This is a genomic window from Arenibacter antarcticus, from assembly GCF_041320605.1.
In the GTDB taxonomy this organism is placed as follows: Bacteria; Bacteroidota; Bacteroidia; order Flavobacteriales; family Flavobacteriaceae; genus Arenibacter; species Arenibacter antarcticus.
In genome coordinates this window covers 3,120,974-3,139,297 of record NZ_CP166679.1, presented here as the reverse complement: position 1 = coordinate 3,139,297, position 18,324 = coordinate 3,120,974, and the positions used below count along the sequence as shown (strand labels likewise).

The window sequence follows — 18,324 nt, the reverse complement described above, 5'->3', positions numbered from 1 at the left end:
AGGTCCAAAATTTTCGGAATCTTTTTTCGACCAAAAAAAAAATAAAGTTAAATTGTTTAGTTTAAATTCGAAATAAAAATGAAAAACACAATCAAATACCTGATTATCTGTCTGTTGGCGTTCAATTTGACATCTGCCCAAAAGAAAGGCACAAAAGTATTGTTCGCTATCGTTGATGGTATTTCAGCCGATGTACTAGAGAAAATACATACTCCCAACTTAGACGCCATTGCGCACAAAGGAGGCTATACCCGTTCATATATGGGGGGCGAAAAAGACGGCTACTCGGAAACTCCAACCATTTCAGCAGTGGGATACAATAGTTTGCTTACGGCTACCTGGGCCAATAAACACAATGTATGGGGCAACGGGATAAAAAATCCTAATTATAACTATTGGTCCATCTTTCGTTTTGCGAAGGAAAACCGTCCAGAACTAAAAACAGCCATCTTTTCTACTTGGTTAGACAATAGGACGAAATTAGTAGGGGAAGAACTGCCAGCCACGGGAAACTTAAAATTGGACTACCATTTTGACGGATTTGAGCTAGATACGATTGCTTTCCCCCACGGCAAGGATCGCCAATATATCCACAAGATAGACGAACATGTAACCAACGAAGCTGCCAAATACATTCAGGCAGAAGGCCCAGAACTTTCTTGGATATATCTTCAATTCACTGACGATATGGGCCACATGTACGGGGACAGCGAACAGTTCTACGATGCTATAAAAACAATGGACGACCAAATAGGTCGGCTATGGGATGCTATTGAATACCGGAACAAAAATTATGATGAGGATTGGCAACTGTGGATCACAACAGACCATGGGAGAAACGTAAAAGACGGAAAAGGTCACGGTGGTCAGAGCGACAGAGAACGCAGCACTTGGATCGTCACCAATGCAAAAGACCTGAACCCCTATTTTAAACAAGACAACCCTGGAATCGTAGATATCGTGCCCACAATGTTACGAGCCCTAGACATCCAACCGAAAAAGGAACAGTTGTGGGAAATAGATGGCGTTCCGCTCATCGGAAAAATTTCCGTAGCCCATGCCAAGGCAACCTTAAGGGAAAATAAACTAGAGCTCACATGGAAGGCTATGGGGCCAAGTGAGAATCTCGAAATCTGGATCACTACCACCAACAATTTTGGAAAAGGCGAGGTGGATAGCTATGATCTTTTGGAAAAAGTGAAGTCAGGTAAAGAAAAAATAACCATCGACGTATCTAAAATTCCATCAGATTTTTACAAGATTGTCCTTAAAGGCAAACACAATGCCACCAATACATGGGCGATTAAAAAATGATGCAAATTGATAAAACATTAGCTTATTAGAAGTTGCCAGAGCTACCAAAGTTCATTGGACGCTTTTTATATAGGTATATATTAGGTTTGGCTACGAATTTAAAAAACACAGTAATATACTCCTATAGTATTAAAAGAGGCTGCCTGATCAGAGGCACGGCAATAGCAAGCGAGGAAATATATAGTACCGTGCTTCCAGCCCTATAATCCTGAAAAACAGGTTGAATAACCAGATGCATCAAGAATAAAGTAATGGAAAACTACGAAGCCTGTTTTTAATGGGAGATAATCTAGGAGACTTCAGTAACATTTTTTGTTAGAAAACTAGAAACCGTCCTATCTAGGTTTACTATCTTAAATCCAAAAGCTGAAATGTAGTGACCACAAATCCATGATCGGAAGGATAGGGAATTGTCTTTCCGTTAATGACCAATGGGGCATTTAAAAAAGCCTGGTGAGACTCCGATTTAATGGCCCTTAATTTGGGACCTTTGAAAAATATATAGTCTATCCTGTGGCTATCCGTTTTTCCCTTCGTATTCCATGTAATGCCTGGAGAAGCAATCGGGTCTGGGTTTAACATTCTATAGGAATCCAAAAGGCCTACATCTTCCAAAACCTTGGTACTGTACCACGGAACCTCTAAACCGTTATGTATATCTTTAGTCTCACTTCCCCAATCCAAATGGGAGGGTGTATTTAAATCGCCACCAAAGATCATGGGTATGGAATCTGTTTCAGTTGAATACTTTTTGATATATGGAAGCACTTTTTGAATCATTTCATATTTGGCTCCCGTTTTTTCCCATACCAACAATTCCTCAGCAGTCTTGCCCATTCCCTCTGGCTCATCGCTCCAAGGCAGGTAATGGAACCAATTGGAAAAAAATCTAATTTTATGACCTCGCACAAAAATTTCTCTACCTCCTAAATAAAATGGATATTCCGTATCGATTCGTTCCCCGAACGGAAATCTGGAAAAAATGGATAAATTAACTCCCTTATCATCTAAAGCAGTACCCTTAGCAGCTATTAGATGAAAATTATATCCAAGAGAATCGGCAATCCTTTTCCCAGAGCCATAGGTTTCTACCATTAAAATTACATCTGGATTTATTTCCTTAATAATCTCAATTGCATTCTGTGGCCCATTTTCAATATCGTTGGCACCATGAAGAATATTCCATGCCATTACCTTAAATATTACGGGGCGCTCTTGTGATCTTCCACAGAAAACAACTAACAAGAGGCCAACAATAATAGGAATACGTTTCATTTTAATGGGTGGTTTTTAGTTTCTAGATCGACTTATTTCAAAATGTTTTTATCTTAAAAGTAGCAAAAACACCTTTATGATCGGAGGGCCAAACACCTTTCGGCTCCAGAAATTTATCTTGACCAGGATTGGTGGTTATCCTTTTCCCATAAGCTATACCACCTATAGGCCCCACCAAAATTACATCCATTAATTCCAGTCTTTCATCTGGGTAGAAGTATATAAAATCTATCCGATCTCTATCGTCTGCTTTTGGGGTCCATGCCAATTTATCTATTGGTACATCGGTGTTGTTGGCGGCCCATGTTAATCCGGGATGGGAAACGGGGTCAGGATATTTTAGGCGATAGGCATCTAAAAAACCCTTATTCTGCATAACTATACTGTTATGCCATGGTACTACAGTTCCATTGTGGTCGAACAGGTCCTTGGACTCCTCACCCCAATCTAAATGTGAAGGTTCATTAAAATCCCCTCCTAACAGCACTAAATTACCGTTATCTTTTTCTTTTAAAGCATCATTAACAAAAATGGCAATAGTTTCATCCCGCTCCGAAGCCAAGTTCTGTTCCAATATTTTATCGACCTCCAACATGGGCGCAGCTAATTTTTCCCAGGTAATCCCGTCATAGCCCCGTGGTAAATAACAGGCATAATGGGTATAGTCTAGATGGGTACTGTAGAATGCGATTTGTATGCCAGCAACTTTAATAATTGCTTTTGTTATGGTACCACGATCATTTTTCAATGGATACAAGACTTCTTGGGAAATAATCGGGAATTTTGAAAGAATTCCTGAATCCTCGCTTCGCTTGGAATAGTAGGTATGCCCTTTATTGGCAAGTGCATCGACCAAACGTTTTGCAAGGCTTTCATTGTTATAATTCCTTACCTCGCTCAAGGCTACTAAATCAGCATTGGCCTGGATTACCTCATCAACAATGGCGTTAAACCCTCCAGGAACAATAGTTCCCTCTTGCCAGATATTAAATTGAAGCACAGTAAACGAACCATCAAAATGCATTTCCGCTCCCAGATCGGATTCCGTTAAATTCACAACCATTTCCTTGTCCTTTTTAAAAGTATTGCACCCTATAAAGACTAGAAAAACAGAAAGAACTATCGAGAAGGATAGAAGTCGTTTCATTCGTATACAATTTAATGGAACATTAAAAAGGAAGGAAGATAACCTCCCCCTTCCTTCTATAATAAAAAATACACCAAACTACAATTTTTATGGAATGGTTATAATATTATTGGAAGCATACCAAAACACCCACGAACCTCCATCTTCATAGTATACGTTAAAACTTATAGTAATCTCGCCCGAACAGACGTCATAAGCTCCTTCCCCCGTTTGTCTAAATTGGTATTCATACCCATCATTATCGGTTCCTGCTCCGAAATCTTCAAATGTGGCACTACCTTTCGTAGCACCAGTACTTATGGGTGTTAGAACTATATCTAGAGTTGCATTTGGGAAAGCACCATAGGTTATCAGGTCACCCTTTAAGGTCATCTTATCACCACTTACCGTCCCTGTTATGGTGTGAGTACCAAACTCAGTAATATTTGTTAAGTTCCCTGAATTAAACACAGCGGTGGTTTCTGTACACTCATCGTCCGCTATGATCACTTTTAAGGATGCTTTTTTAGGATTTGCAATACCCAAACCAATTTTGATATCGGGGTTACTTACACTTTCGATATTAATTTCAAAACTGCGTTCTTCATCAGCCCCAATGCTATTGTCTATGGTACTGACATACACGGTATCGGAAACAAAGCTTCCTTTCTTAAATACCACCGATTTGGAAGATAGGTTATAATCTGTTCCTTCCTGCACATTGGTATCAACAACTCCTAAGGTGACTGTAACATCCTCGGAGGTTTCATAACTTAAGAGAGAAAGAACCACCGGCACGGGCTTTATACTGGCACCATTTTCGTTTACTGTCATTGTTTCGTTCTGAAACGAAACAAATTCAAATATAGGATCCGAGATGGCCGAATCATCATCGCTGCATGACAAGCACAAGATAGATACCGCAAGAGCTATCAAAAATTTATAATTTTTCATTTATTTATTTTTATTGATTTCTAAATGTCAATACTAATCCCGATCAACCATCTGACAGTCATTATGATAACTATTATCGTTCTACTAGGGGTTAAGGGTTTAGGCTCACTCCGTTTTTAGCAACCACATTTCACCGTTAACGTTATCTCCTTCAGGAAATTGCTGGGATATTGCAGCCTGTAGGCTCTCATTATTATAAATTATTTCACTTTCAGGATACATCCATCGCTTTGGGATTTGGCCTCCATTAAGAATTCCGCCCCCATCTGTAGCAAATTCAGGGAAACCTGTTCTACGCTGATTATAGAATAGCTCCCAACCCGAATTCATAAAAAATGAGATATATTTTTGTGTGATGATCATCTCCACACCTTGTTGAGGAAGGTACTGCACTTGGTTTTTTTGCAGATATGCGTCGATAGTGGCCTGATTAAAATCATAAAATAACATGGATGCCACAATTCCTTTTTTGTAATGGTCTTCAGGATCATTACCGATCCATCCACGTGCAGCTGCTTCAGCCAAAGTAAATTCGATTTCTGCATAACCCAAACCAATTGCCGGTTCATTTTCAGGGTCGTCATAGTACCTACTGTCTATTGGTGACCCCTCTCCATTGGAAAGACGACCAGTATTGTCAGACAACAGATCACTTCCACCCAGACCACCATAGGCATTAAAATCATCTTCAGGAAGATCTTTGCCATTGAATTCGCGATCGGCAAAAGTAAATAACCTCGGATCCTCCAAACCTTTTAGCATATTTACAAATGACTCTTCAAAATAATAGGCCGTTTTAATACTATTACTATTAAAATAGGGGTATTCATTACCATCAATTTCATAGTACGGCAAGGCAAAACTATCGGCATTTGAGGTAAATATTGGATATTGCGCCGGACTCCCAACAATCTCTTGAAATCTATTTATTACCCCGATCTTTGTGTTTCCTTCTTTTCTTGATAGGGAGATTAGGGTCCTTAAACTTAAAGAGTTGATCGCCTTTTTCCATTTTTCCAGATCACCGCCGTAGATCACATCGCCATTTACAATACCATTGTCGGCACTTATCATATTATTGGCCTCTTTAAGGTCGTTCAAAATAGCCAAGTAAATATCTTCCTGTCGGTCATAAGCAGGCGTAAAAGCATCCAATTCTCCCTGCAATGCCTTACTGTATGGGACATCTCCAAAGGTATTGGTAAGGGATAAAAAGAGCCATGCCCTAAAAAATTTACCCAAGGCCAAATAGTTGGTATTGTCTATAAGCTTGGCCTCTTCCTCCATTTTAAGAACCTGCCTAAGCATATTGTAATTTCCAAAACCTGCACGTTGCCATCCATAATATTGATTGTTATCAGAGCCATCGGTATTTACCATTTGCCTAGAAGACATTGCCGCACTTAAGGTTACCATTCCACTTACACTGACCTGGATATTAGTGAGTAACAACCCGGGATCCCCTTCTGTGGTTCTATTGGGATCCGATTGATAATCATCATACTTCTTACAGCCGCCTAAAGAGGATATTAGGAGAATACTCAAAATTATTTTTAATGTTTTCATCGATTTTTTTTTAGTTTTTCTCTTTATGCAATTTTAATTTAGAACGTCAGATTTACATTAAACCCAATATTTCTTGTAGAGGGGGTCTGTAAATTGTCGAACCCTGAATCGGGATCTACGTTTGGCAAATTGGACCACAATGCCAAATTTCTACCAACCAAGGAGAAAGAAGCACTCTGACATCCTAATTTCTCAGTAATAGTATTAGGAAAGTCATAGGTTAAAACTACTTCCCTCAGTTTAACAAAGGTCTGATCGTAATAATGGTCCAACAACGCATTACTAGTATCCTGGTTCCAGGAAATGTAGTTGACCTTGGTGGTATTAGGGGCATAAACCCTAGTGTCGTTCACTATGGTTCCTTGATCGTCATATTTAACCTCACCTTCCACAATGACCACCCCAGGTCCTATATAGGTAGCTTCTCCATTGTTAGCCGCATCCCTGTGTTCGTTAACCGTACCGGGATGCATGCCACCCCACCACATTTTCTGATTGGTAGAGGAATAGATAAGTCCTCCCAATCTACCATCCAAAGAAGCACTTAAACTAATATTGTGATACTTAAAATTATTTTGAAATCCAAAGTTCCAATCGGATTCAGAATGACCCCGTTTTCTAGAAAAGGTATCATTTAAAGGAAGGCCATTTTGACCGTAGATCAACTGTCCATTGGGCGTTTTAAGGTACGGTGTTTGGTATATTTGATCGAGTCTTGTTCCGACTCTAATATTTCCAATTCGGTCTGACCCATCAAAAGTACTTTGCAACCTTCTGTGGCTGTTACTCCAGTTGGTTATCAGATCCCACGAAAAATTATCGGTTTTAATTGGTTTTGCAGTCAGTACAATTTCTACACCCTCCCTAACAAATTCATTTCCATTAATCAGTTTAGCGTTATAGCCCGAACTAATAGAAACTGGGACATTTACAATATTATTCGTATCCGTAATGGTGTAATAAGCGACATCAAGACCCAATCGATTTCCAAAAAAACGCATGTCCAATCCATATTCAAAAGTGTCGGAATTTGCTGGTTGCAAACCTGTATTGGGTAAAATCCCAGGATAGGATAGTGAACCTTGATTGTTCCAGCTAGTGCCAGAACTATAGGCGGGCAGATGATTATAGGTAGTTACTCCGCTCCCAGGAAACCTTCCATCCCCAACATTTGCCCATGAACTCCTCAATTTTACAAAAGGGGCCGATCTATCGAACTCCAAAAGATCGGAGAGGATGACGGACATAGATAATGAAGGATAGAAAAAAGAATTATTCTCCAAGGGTAAGGTAGATACCCAGTCATTTCTACCTGTAATGGTTAGGTATATGGAATTCAACATTTCCAAATCCAAAGTAGCATAAACACTGTTTACCTGTTCCTCCCCGTTCCAGTTGGAGCCGCTCAATGGGTTTATGGAATTACTTAAATTGTAAAATCCTGGTAGCGTAAGCCCATCACTATTAGTAGACAAGGATCTATTGGTCCAATACCTGTTTGAAGCTCCTGCCGTAGCACTAATCCCAAAATCCTTACCAATTTCCTTAGAATAAGTTGCTAAAATATCGGTATTGATACTAAATGTATTGGAATTACTCAAGAAAAAATCCCCTTTGGAAACATCGCCATATCCAATAAAACTTTTGGGTCTTTTCCAATCCCGGTTTAGATTAGAGGAATTGAATCCAGATCTTAAGCTAAAGGTCAGATCATCAAGGGCATCATAATTAAGGCTTATCTGTCCATAAGTATTATCCTTATAATAACTTTGGAGTGCTTCATGGGCAATAAAATAGGGATTGTTGTACCAGGATGTATTGAAATGGCGCTGCTGAATGCCTTCCTTACCTTCTTCCCAATAATTCCTAAGATCCCTTACATCAATATCTGTTCCTGTCCAAAGCACCAAATTATAGAGATAATTATATGGGCCGTATCCTACTTCCGGAAAATTTCTGGTATACTGTCGGTTGTAGGTAAGTGAAGCATCCACTTTTAAATTATCAGTAATGTTATAACCACCTGACACTCCAAAGGAAGCATTTTTCAGATCCGTATTTGGAACGACACCCTTTTGATACACGTGGGATGCGGACACCCGAAAATTTCCCTTATCGTTGCCTCCACTTACGGCAATGTTATTCGTGACAATCATTCCCGTATCAAAGAAATTTTTCACATTATCCCTTCCCCTTGAGGTAAAAGGTATAGGAATCCTTTCTCCTGTTATGGGGTCAATTGGGCTATTGTATTGTGGGGTTTCCCATAAACCACTTGGGGTACTTGAGTCTGGTTGGTCCAACTTGGGTCCCCATATCCATCCTGCGCCTTCGGTTCCAGAACCCGAACCGTTTACATATTCATAGGTTCCACGGTTTCCGTTACCATAGGTGGTTTGGACCTTTGGGATTCGGATAAAATTAGGCTGAAACATTACACTCACGTTATAATCCACAGCCACCTTACCTTCGGCACCTCTTTTAGTCGTAATCATTAATGCACCTCCCCTACCTATGGAACCGTAGAGAGCAGCGGCTGTAGCTCCTTTCAGGACACTAATTCCCTCTATGTCATCAGCATTCAATTTCCAAAAATCACTATCAGTACTAGGTATTCCATCAATAACTACTAGAGGGGAACGCCCTCTTAGAGTGATACCAGGGTCTTGGAACAGATCCGAACTGTTCTTTATCGTTAGTCCAGCTACTTTTCCTGTCAACGAGTTTACAACGTTTGGCTCTCTGGCCTTTACTAAGGATTCTCCCTTTACCTCTTGTACGGCATAACCAAGAGCTTTGGTTTCCTTTTTGATTCCCAAAGCAGTAACAATTACTTCGGATAAGGCACTGGCCTCTTCCTCCATTGGAATGCGTAAAGTAGTTTTACTACCCACTTGAATTTCAAAAGTCTTAAAACCTACATAAGAGAATACCAATATAGATTGGGGAGATGGGGCGGTAATACTAAAATTCCCATCAAAATCAGCAACCACACCTGTGGTGGTCCCTTTCACAACAACACTTGCTCCAGGCAAGGGTAGCTTGTTTATTGCGTCTACTATGGTCCCAGTAATATTTTTTTCCTGTGCCCATCCTAAATGGCCAACGAACAGGAGGAGAACAAGCCCCCTTAGGAGTATCTTGTTTCGTCCTTGAGAAGGGGTTCGGTTTTTAGCTTCTTTTTTCATAAATATAAATTATTTTATTGTGATACGAGATTGGAGATAAACACTGTATTGTTAACGATTTCTTAAATTTTTACGAAAATATAAAAATATTTTGATTGAACAGTCAATCAATCTATATATTATATTTTAATTTCGTTTAAATCCATTGGTTATATCTCTTTTGTATGGAAAAAAAAGGAAGTCCTCGGAAACACCTCACTTGTCAAAGTAGCCAAAGCGATACGTGTTAACACCAGCTTAGTGCTTCACAACTTTGGCATTATCCTCATAAAACTGATTTGAGGAGTTCCCCTAAATTTCATATTACATCAGTCGAGTTTTTAATACAATAGTATACATGAATCCTATCAAAGTTCAGCTGTAAATCATATGATAAATGACCCATATATTATGTCTACCGCTAACCAATCAATTTTATCTTCCCACCTTTCCCAATTACAGTAAGGTGTAGAATAACCAAATGCACTTTCACCTAAGAAAAACCTGTTCTGGTATGGGGAGGTAGCCCTTAATGCTACTTCTGGCAATTCTGCCGGAATATTAATATATTTTCCAGACCAAGTAATCATGGACTTTATAGCGCTTTTTAAATAGTCATAGGCCCCGCTGGTAAATTTTGTTGTAGAAGTACACTTACCACTACTATCTAGTTTTCAACATTTGATATATAGCTATCCTAGGAGTCCTTCTCCCTATTATTAAGGGTGAATTTAGAATCCACTTCAAGACCCAAAGTCCCATAATGATTGGCAAAACCCTTCAGAGTACGATTAATAACAATTGGTCATGATCCCACAATAAGCTAAATAAAGGTAGTTTTTGAGTGCAAAGTAAGTGCAAATTGGAAACCATGCAGCTATCGCACAAAGTATGCACATTTTGGGAATTTAGCTGTTTTTGAATCTGCTTAAAAAAGAAAAATCCCTAGTGTTTACTGGGGGTTTCGGGTGGTGATAGCGGAAGGATTACCTTCGGTGTTCCTTATAAAATTAATACTGCAAATTGGAAACCATGCAGCTATCGCCGCCGTTTCTTTTAATTTATTCCAAAACACAAACAAGGTTTGGCTTTTCCATAAATTAAAAAACCACGCCGTTGGGCGTGGTTTCCAGAGTGTGGTGATGGCAGAAGGATTCGAACCTTCGACCGCCTGCTTAGAAGAAGATGTTTTATTGAATCCACCTGCCTTTAAAAACACATAAAATGCTGTTTTACAGATATATACATTTTGCATTAATTCATATAAAACCATATAAAACCTCTTTTTGAGTGCAAATTGAGTGCAAATTTTTCATATCTTTAAAATATGAGGACAAACATTACTCTTTCCATAGACGCTAGGCGCAAAAGAAAGGATGGCACCTGTCCGATTATTTTTAGATTGAGCCATCATCGAAAAACGATTACCATCTCAACTGGGTTTGTCATTCCCTTCGAATACTGGAATGAAAAAAATCGTGAGGTGAAAAAAACTTATAAGGGGGTGTCTTCAGTTTCGAGATTAAATAATCTTCTTTCAAAGAAAAAAACAGAATTAAGGGATGGCATTAATGCGTTGGAGGAAAGTGGTCGATTAGAAAGCCTGAGCATAACCGATCTTAAATACTCCTTAACCAGACCAATATCCACGATTTCCGTATTTGATTTCACCCAACAATTGATAGGTGAAATGGAAGAAGCAAATCGATTCGGTAACGCAAAAGCCTATAGATCTTCCCTTGGTGCTTTAAAGAAATTCAACAAAAAGGAGTTTCTACGTTTTGAAGAGATGACCTACACCTATCTTAAACGGTTTGAAACTGCACATTTAAAAAAAGGAAATAGTATCAATGGGTTATCCATGTATATGAGAACATTTAGGGCCATTTATAACAAAGCCATCAATCAAGGGATTGTGCCAGCGGATTCCTATCCCTTTAAGAAATATAAGATTAAATCCGAACCAACGGCAAAACGGGCCATTAGCATAGAAAAAATAAGACGGATCCTTAATTTGGAATTAGAACCTGATAACCCATTATTCAACGCTAGGAACTATTTTTTGTGCTCTTACCTTATGAACGGTATTTCATTTATTGATATGGCCTTTTTAAAAGTGGAGAATATCCTTGATGGGCGCATCCAGTACCGCAGACAAAAAACCGCCAGACATTACGATATTAAGGTAACTCCACAGTTATCCTCTATTATGGATCACTATTTAAAAGGCAAGGACAAAACCGCCCATATTTTTCCAATTGTAAAGCGCAAGGGAATCCATGATCAATTTAAGGACATCCAATGGGAAAGAAGACGATATAACAAACGTCTAAAAGAGATTGCCCATCTTTGTGGTATTGAGGAGCGATTAACAAGCTATGTAAGTCGTCATTCTATGGCAACCAATCTTATTCTCAATGATGTTCCCATAAACGCACTGAGCAAGATGCTTGGGCACAGTGATATTAGCACCACGGAAATATATATCAAAAACCTCCCCACCCACATAATGGACGAATATCAGGAAAGATTGGAAATATAAGATATGACTCCGAACTTATATAGGACTAAAGAGGCTACCGTATTTTAATATTAACTAGCCACGTTAGAACCGGACAGTTAAGGATTATATTTAAAGAAATGAATCAACCAATTGTAACCCATAAAACTCTCAGAATAAATACAGATGTAATCTGAAATTAAATCTGCACAGTTTTTGTTAATTAAGAATACACAGAAGATGGCAACATGAATGCACAATTTGGGACATGCGCCAAATGGTCTAAAAGCAAAAATAAAAGAAACAAAATGACATTACCAGAAGATATCACCGTCCGTAGGATATACAGAGGGGAACTTCCGTCTGTTAAGTTAGAATCAGAATTAGCAGATAAAAAGGTATCTTTGTTAGTATAAAAGTTACGATCATGAATATAGAAGCCAAAAAATTAGAGCTGATGCATCTTTTACTGCAAACGCAGAAAGAAAGCTTATTGGCGAAGCTTAAAAAGGTTTTTGACGAAGAGCAGGTAGACTGGTGGAATGAAATGACTAAAGAAGAACAGGAAGAAATTAATACAGGCTTAAAACAGGCGGATAAAGGCGAGTATGTTGCCAGTGAAACCGTCATGAAGCGTTTTGATAAATGGCATTAAAAATTGTTTGGACACCACAGGCCGAAAGAGGCCTTGATAATGTCATTGAATATCTTGAAGAAGAATGGACGGTAAAGGAAATCCACAATCTTGAACAGAACCTGCAAGACCTTTTAATCCGTATAAGTAAATATCCGAAAATCTACCCGGAAACAGGAAAATATAAAAATCTCCATAAAGGACTGGTCGATAAGAATAACTACATTATCTACAGAATACGACCTCAAAAGGGACTTATTGAAATTGTCAACTTTAGAGGGACAAGACAAGAGCCGATAGAATAAGTTACCACACAAAATGATCCCCGACAGATTTTCGACTATAATGACTTCACTCATAAAATTTCATAACTTCAATGAAGGTAAAATCCATTATTGAATAGATGCTATAGAAACCTACATCGACAGCCAATTACATTTATACTTGGAGTAATCCGTAAACTCATTCTTAAATCCATTATAGGCTTCTTCCTCTTTGGGAGTGGTACTCCCCAATAACGCATCTAAGACGTACATTCCACCTCGCAATAGGCGTGCTTGATTGCCATTGACCTGTTCTTTGGAAACAGCCACCAGCGCTTCCTTAAATCCGTTTTCCATGTGGTGTTCTACTATTTCTAATGGTAGATTGGGCCTCACCCTGTCCAATACATACATATAAGCGGCCTTCTTATACTGTCCCTTCTCCATTAAATATGCCGACCAGAGACTTTTCAAATTGTCCCGGCCATCCATTCTGATATCATCCAAGATTTTCACTTGATTATCCAAAGCTTTGTTCAGATCACTGGACGATATCAAATAAGCTTGAATTTTCGGTGGAAGCGCAGCAGTTACCGGATACTTGGAATACATAGATCCAACCAATAGCTTTTCTTCCCTTCTTTCAAAATAAAAGCCTTGGGTATTGAAAAACGCGATATAGTCCTTGGGCGATTTCTCAAATGAGCCCTGCATGCGTTCGGCGTATCGATGGTAGGCTTTCAGGGACAAGGTATCGAACCGCTCCCTAAAGGGCCGGTCCATTGCATTATAGAGCTGCGGGAATACCATGGGAAGGAATATGGCGATCGGGCCAGACCTGATCTCCTTGGCCGTTGTACTGTTCAACAGCCCTTCCAAGAGCTTTTCATTTTCCCTTACAAAACTAGGAGGTATATAACTATTCCTGGGGGTTAATAACAGCCTATATCCTAAATCTACTTTTAGTTTATGCAGATTAGAATTCGCATAGGTCAGTACGCCGCTGTCGTACTTAACACCTAGGCTTTGAATTAGCTCACAAAGGACTTCCCTTTGTTCAGGGAGATTATTAAACAGTTGATGTTTGGCCCGTTGAATAAGACTGACTTTCTTTATCAACTGCCGTTCTTCTTTGTTAAAGGTGGAATTAAACAATTTATCCCTTGAAGAATGGAACCGCGACTGTATTAGTTTGCCCAAGGTTTCGGTATCGGTATGCAAGTATTTTTTTAGAAATAGAAAACGCTCCGATTTAATCATCTCGGCTACCAAGGTATTCATGGAGGCAAGTAGGATATGTTCCGAAAACAGGCTTTTTTTCGATGAACTCGCATAGCTACTCCTATAGGCTTCTTGGATGCAACGCTGAAGTTCTACGAGTAACTGTTCATTCTCCGCGTACATCTGGGTATATTCAGTCCCGAACAAATCGGGATTATTCCTTATTCCAATACCGCTCGCTATTTCCACGCTCTTGAGCACGTAGCCCGTTTTATCATAAATTCTGAAATCGACCACCTGTCCCTGTGCATCGTACGCTAGCCTGCAATCCAGATTTTGATGGGAACGTAGAATATTCGGGAGATGCTCGGGGTTGATGGTCCTGAAAAGTTTGTAGGTGGTTCGCAACTGCTTTTCCAGCCGTTTCTTTACCATGGGCAACAGTTTTGAACTTTGATTGCGATCAAAAACCTGTTGCAATTTTGGTCCTGACAGCTGTGGATGTACGGTATATCCATTGATGAACCTTGACCTGTACCCTTCCATAATGGCAATGCCATAGGATACCCCTACCCTGCCAGCATGGTGTACGGTTTTTACTTGGATATGGTGTTTCCCCAATAGATTGGCAAGTTCATCAAAACCCCTCACCATATACTTCTGCAAAGTGTTGTGTATGATATCCTGCATATAATAGCGGACACCGTGGATGTCCTCATGCCTAAACTGGGGGTTTGCGCTTAAGGGAGGTTTCCTCTCTGCTCTTTTTTCTGGAGAGGGAGAAAGCCCAAACTGTTTCTCCAGGTATTTTTGGGTGGCCATGCTCCTTCTAAAATCGTGGGAAAGGTTTATTTGCAGACAATCCTCTTTAATGGTAGTCGAGATGATATGGACATGTTCGTGCTTGGTATCGTGATGGCGGACCACCATATAAGGCTGCTCTCCATACCCCATGTGATTCATATATGCTTTGGACAGTTCGAAAAAATCAGCGTTGTCCAATTGTTCGCCTCGGGGAAGATTGAGGGTGGCATGTACGTACCGTTTTTCGGAATCATGCCGGTTGCCCAAATAATGAAGAACCCTTCCAAAAAACTTGGTATTGGTATCGGTATCAGAATAGGTGTTCTGGAAGCCCAGTATGGTGTTAGCGGTCTTGCCCAAGACATAGTTCAGCACCCCTTGTACATTGTTTCGATATAGTATCCTTGCTATCATCTTAAATCCTTGGCATTAATGCTTTCTATCAGCTCGATTATCAGCAGGTTGGCCTTTTGCATCTCCAGGTCTAGGTTTGAATTTGGGCTTCGCATGTTCTTATAGTTTACCATCTTGACCAGTTGGTTGATGTTGGTGCCTATTTTGTTCAATTGGTAACTGAGGTTCGATATACTACTTGGAACCCGCTTATCATTGATCGTTTCCCTGTTAAGAACAAGCTTCCTTAGGAAAGGGCCAACTGTTCCTCTTTTCCGAAAATCAAGATCATAGGATTCTAAAAGCATCTTTACCTTTTCCAGTTCCATGCTATTGAAACGAAGTGTAATGGAATATTCCCGTTTCCTCTCTCCCAGACGTTTTCTACCGACTTTACTGATAGTCATTGATCTTCTTTTTATTTTAACTGCCGAAGGCAGGCTTTTCACTTCGCTAGAAGTAGGTGTTTTGCGTTGCGCAAAACATAACTTGCTATCCGTCAAAACGGATAATTATAGTTAAATATAAAGAATCCAAATACATGATAAAAGCCTAGTTTACAATATTTTATACGTCAAAACCACATTAATTCATATGGGATCATATGGGTACAGCAAATCATTTTAACTGGTCTAATAATTTATTTGAAATGATGAGAAAACTCTTGGAAAATGAACAAGTTTTGTAGCTAGGGCAAAAAAAGCTCTAACGACTTTTTCGTCGTTAGAGCTTTTGCGCGGCTCCGAGGCGGTCGGGAAAGACCGCAATTAAAAACCTCCCCTGGGGATAGGAATCAGTGTGGGTAGGGATAAAAATATTATCGGTAGGATGGCCCGACTTCCGCGGGGACTCAGGACAACCAATTAAAAAAGATTCTTCAGAAAGTCTAATTATACCTGGGGTTTTGTAACCTCTGTATAATTAAATAAAAATGGGTTTATTTGAACCTTCTACGGTTAATTTTCTTAAAAACTATATTTTCCTCAGCTGGGATATTGTGCATAAAACATGAACCACACAAATGTCTACGCTATGATAAGTATGCTAGAAAGGAAACGTTTTGTTTTCGACTACAAACTAGCAATAGCGTTTTGCTAATAATAATTTTTTACTCCGATTGGCCAAATTAAAAGATCTGACGGACTTTTAAAACCTGTAAAAGATTATGTATTAAATACTTAACGTCCCATTAATTATAAAAAAATATCTATTCATTTTCCTGTATTTTATTTTTCCTTTCTCGAATTAAATACACGCTAATTAAAATAAACATTCCACCGATTGCATACCAAACTGTAAATTTTTCGTTGTCCAATATGCCCCAAACTACTGAAACGACTGGTATTAAAAGTGAAATCGTACTGGCAAAAACAGCAGAGGTATCTTGAACAAGTTTGAAGAATAAAAACATTACCAAAGTGGTGCTAATGACGGTTAAAAAGACTAGATAGCCTAATGCAGTTAAGGTTTCGTTTTGGCTGTAATCAATGTCTGTAAAAAAACCTGAAAATCCTAAAATCAAAAGAGACGGTACCATCCAAATTGAATAAATACCCGTTGATATATCGGTCGATTTTATATGATACAATTTTTTTTCAATAATGAGAGCTGCAACCGCATATAAAGCTGAACCTATAATTAATAGAATCGTATAATAAAGATGACTTTCACCATTTCCTGAATTAGACGAGTAAACTAAAATAATAGCACCTACAAATCCAATTACCGCTCCCGTATATTGTATAATCTTATTTTTAATACCAAACAAAACAGCGCCTAGGATAAGTGTGAAAATAGGGTCTAATGCATTTATGATACCTGCCAAAGAGCTGCTGACACCTTGTTGTGCAATTGGAAAAATAAAGACTACCAAAAAGTTGCCAAATAAACCGGATAGGGCAATCCAAAAGACATCCTTTTTAGACATTTTTTTCAAGGCAGGGAATCCGATAAATGATAAAAGAAGTCCTGATAATCCAGCCCTAAAAGCTCCGATTTGATATGGGTCAAAAACGGGTAAAGTTTTTTTAATAAGAATAAAAGAAGAGCCCCAAGTTATTGCAATAATGATCAGTAAAAAATATTTATTTTGAATGTATTGCCTCATAAATTGGTTATATTCCTGTTAGGTCGGCAAATTTAATCTTTTGATTCAGATAAAGTCATTTAATTGAATGTATCCAACGGCACAGCTATAAATAGTCCGGTAGTTAGTATAGTATACCTAGTTTATCCGATTAACCTCTAGCAAAAGCTTTTCTCAATCATCGTTTTCAATTCCCTTTAACATTCCTTTAAATAATTCCGGTAATCCACCTTTTAGGGAACAAACAAAGTATATTTAAAAAACCTTTGAAATAAACGCCATGGAGGTTTTTTCAAAGTCTAATTGAATGTGGGGTTAATTGCAGCTACTTACAGCCCCTTCAAACCTATTTTTTAACAATGATTTATTAAATCGCAAGTCAATAATATGTTATTTTGCGTATATTGTATGTAAATAATGCTTAAAATTATGGCAACAATTAGAAAGTCATTGACTATTACCACTTCTCAAGAGATATGGATAAAGCTGCAAATTGAAAATGGTGGTTTCGCCAATGACAGCGAATATATGCGACATCTAATACGTTTAGATGAGGAACGCAACAGGGAGTTTTTAATGACCAAAGCAGCAATACAAGAAGGCTATGATAGCGGTGTGAGCTCTAAAAATAGGTCTGTTGAAGAAATTGTTGAGGCGGCCAAAAATCGCAAAAACAACAGAATTCAAAGCACGAAGAATGTCTAGCTATAATTTATCGTCGAAGGCTGATAGCGATATCGACGATATAGTAGATTATACTCTAGAGACTTGGGGCGAATCACAGACACATGTTTATGTTACCGAATTATTACAGTTCTTACAGACTCTTGCCGACAGTTCCGAAATAGGGCTTAGTGCATCTGAATATGCACCATTACTAAAAAAATATAATTTCAAAGCGCATACAATATTTTATGAACCGACCAAAAACGGCATATTCGTCGTTCGCATTTTAGGACAGCGGCAGGACTTTAAGAAACACCTTTAAACTTTAATTTACCGTTTGGAAAGTCTAAATAGA

16 protein-coding genes and 1 pseudogene are annotated in these 18,324 nt (G+C 38.8%); 6 read left to right on the top strand and 11 right to left on the bottom strand.

Annotated elements, in window-relative coordinates; all coding sequences use genetic code 11:
* Window positions 1–78 precede the first annotated feature (78 nt).
* Window positions 79–1,314, top strand: coding sequence for an alkaline phosphatase family protein (locus KCTC52924_RS13040; protein ID WP_251806503.1), 1,236 nt, complete (start codon window positions 79–81; stop codon window positions 1,312–1,314).
* A 348-nt stretch (window positions 1,315–1,662) separates the two neighbouring features.
* Here the strand turns inward: KCTC52924_RS13040 and KCTC52924_RS13035 are convergent, their stop codons facing one another.
* The 8 genes and pseudogenes from KCTC52924_RS13035 to KCTC52924_RS13000 all read right to left on the bottom strand — a co-directional run bounded on the left by KCTC52924_RS13035 (window position 1,663) and on the right by KCTC52924_RS13000 (window position 10,675).
* Window positions 1,663–2,589 (bottom strand): endonuclease/exonuclease/phosphatase family protein, encoded by a 927-nt coding sequence (locus KCTC52924_RS13035; protein ID WP_251806502.1) that lies wholly within the window; start codon window positions 2,587–2,589, stop codon window positions 1,663–1,665.
* A gap of 37 nt (window positions 2,590–2,626) precedes the next feature.
* A complete protein-coding gene (locus tag KCTC52924_RS13030) occupies window positions 2,627–3,736 on the bottom strand; it encodes an endonuclease/exonuclease/phosphatase family protein (RefSeq protein WP_251806501.1) in 1,110 nt (369 codons plus the stop codon).
* Window positions 3,737–3,823: 87 nt separating this feature from the next.
* Window positions 3,824–4,669: a Calx-beta domain-containing protein gene (locus KCTC52924_RS13025; protein ID WP_251806500.1), complete on the bottom strand. Its 846-nt coding sequence runs from the start codon at window positions 4,667–4,669 to the stop codon at window positions 3,824–3,826.
* Window positions 4,670–4,774: 105 nt separating this feature from the next.
* Window positions 4,775–6,235 carry a SusD/RagB family nutrient-binding outer membrane lipoprotein gene (locus KCTC52924_RS13020; protein WP_251806499.1) on the bottom strand — a complete coding sequence of 487 codons (1,461 nt, stop codon included), beginning with the start codon at window positions 6,233–6,235 and terminating at the stop codon, window positions 4,775–4,777.
* A 38-nt stretch (window positions 6,236–6,273) separates the two neighbouring features.
* The gene (locus KCTC52924_RS13015) at window positions 6,274–9,423 is read right to left on the bottom strand and encodes a SusC/RagA family TonB-linked outer membrane protein (protein ID WP_251806498.1); all 3,150 of its coding nucleotides are present in this window, start codon (window positions 9,421–9,423) and stop codon (window positions 6,274–6,276) included.
* 365 nt (window positions 9,424–9,788) lie between these two features.
* Entirely contained in the window at window positions 9,789–9,950 is a 162-nt protein-coding gene (locus KCTC52924_RS13010; RefSeq protein WP_285903364.1) for an alpha-N-acetylglucosaminidase TIM-barrel domain-containing protein, read from the bottom strand.
* A 6-nt stretch (window positions 9,951–9,956) separates the two neighbouring features.
* Window positions 9,957–10,043, bottom strand: a pseudogene (locus KCTC52924_RS13005) (hypothetical protein); the annotation flags it as partial.
* Window positions 10,044–10,354: 311 nt separating this feature from the next.
* Complete coding sequence (locus tag KCTC52924_RS13000) at window positions 10,355–10,675, bottom strand: hypothetical protein (RefSeq protein WP_251806496.1); 321 nt, start codon at window positions 10,673–10,675, stop codon at window positions 10,355–10,357.
* Window positions 10,676–10,729: 54 nt separating this feature from the next.
* On the opposite strand from KCTC52924_RS13000, the gene KCTC52924_RS12995 reads away from it, so the two are divergent.
* From KCTC52924_RS12995 to KCTC52924_RS12985, 3 genes are all read left to right on the top strand, one after another.
* The gene (locus tag KCTC52924_RS12995; protein WP_251806495.1) at window positions 10,730–11,944 is read left to right on the top strand and encodes a site-specific integrase; all 1,215 of its coding nucleotides are present in this window, start codon (window positions 10,730–10,732) and stop codon (window positions 11,942–11,944) included.
* A gap of 385 nt (window positions 11,945–12,329) precedes the next feature.
* Window positions 12,330–12,557, top strand: coding sequence for a hypothetical protein (locus KCTC52924_RS12990; protein WP_251806494.1), 228 nt, complete (start codon window positions 12,330–12,332; stop codon window positions 12,555–12,557).
* A complete protein-coding gene (locus KCTC52924_RS12985; protein ID WP_251806493.1) occupies window positions 12,548–12,841 on the top strand; it encodes a type II toxin-antitoxin system RelE/ParE family toxin in 294 nt (97 codons plus the stop codon). The genes KCTC52924_RS12990 and KCTC52924_RS12985 overlap by 10 nt, the downstream gene beginning before the upstream one ends.
* A 111-nt stretch (window positions 12,842–12,952) precedes the next feature.
* Here KCTC52924_RS12985 and KCTC52924_RS12980 read toward each other — a convergent pair whose 3' ends face one another.
* The 3 genes from KCTC52924_RS12980 to KCTC52924_RS12970 all read right to left on the bottom strand — a co-directional run bounded on the left by KCTC52924_RS12980 (window position 12,953) and on the right by KCTC52924_RS12970 (window position 17,324).
* Window positions 12,953–15,238 (bottom strand): relaxase/mobilization nuclease domain-containing protein, encoded by a 2,286-nt coding sequence (locus KCTC52924_RS12980; protein ID WP_251806492.1) that lies wholly within the window; start codon window positions 15,236–15,238, stop codon window positions 12,953–12,955.
* Entirely contained in the window at window positions 15,235–15,624 is a 390-nt protein-coding gene (locus tag KCTC52924_RS12975) for a hypothetical protein (RefSeq protein ID WP_251806491.1), read from the bottom strand. The genes KCTC52924_RS12980 and KCTC52924_RS12975 overlap by 4 nt, the downstream gene beginning before the upstream one ends.
* Before the next feature lie 800 nt (window positions 15,625–16,424).
* Window positions 16,425–17,324 carry a DMT family transporter gene (locus KCTC52924_RS12970; RefSeq protein ID WP_026814830.1) on the bottom strand — a complete coding sequence of 300 codons (900 nt, stop codon included), beginning with the start codon at window positions 17,322–17,324 and terminating at the stop codon, window positions 16,425–16,427.
* Window positions 17,325–17,732: 408 nt separating this feature from the next.
* Between KCTC52924_RS12970 and KCTC52924_RS12965 the strand changes: the two genes are divergently transcribed.
* Both KCTC52924_RS12965 and KCTC52924_RS12960 read left to right on the top strand, forming a co-directional pair.
* Window positions 17,733–18,008: a type II toxin-antitoxin system ParD family antitoxin gene (locus KCTC52924_RS12965; RefSeq protein ID WP_034236094.1), complete on the top strand. Its 276-nt coding sequence runs from the start codon at window positions 17,733–17,735 to the stop codon at window positions 18,006–18,008.
* Complete coding sequence (locus KCTC52924_RS12960) at window positions 18,001–18,291, top strand: type II toxin-antitoxin system RelE/ParE family toxin (protein ID WP_026814832.1); 291 nt, start codon at window positions 18,001–18,003, stop codon at window positions 18,289–18,291. The genes KCTC52924_RS12965 and KCTC52924_RS12960 overlap by 8 nt, the downstream gene beginning before the upstream one ends.
* The last annotated feature ends 33 nt before the right edge of the window (window positions 18,292–18,324 follow it).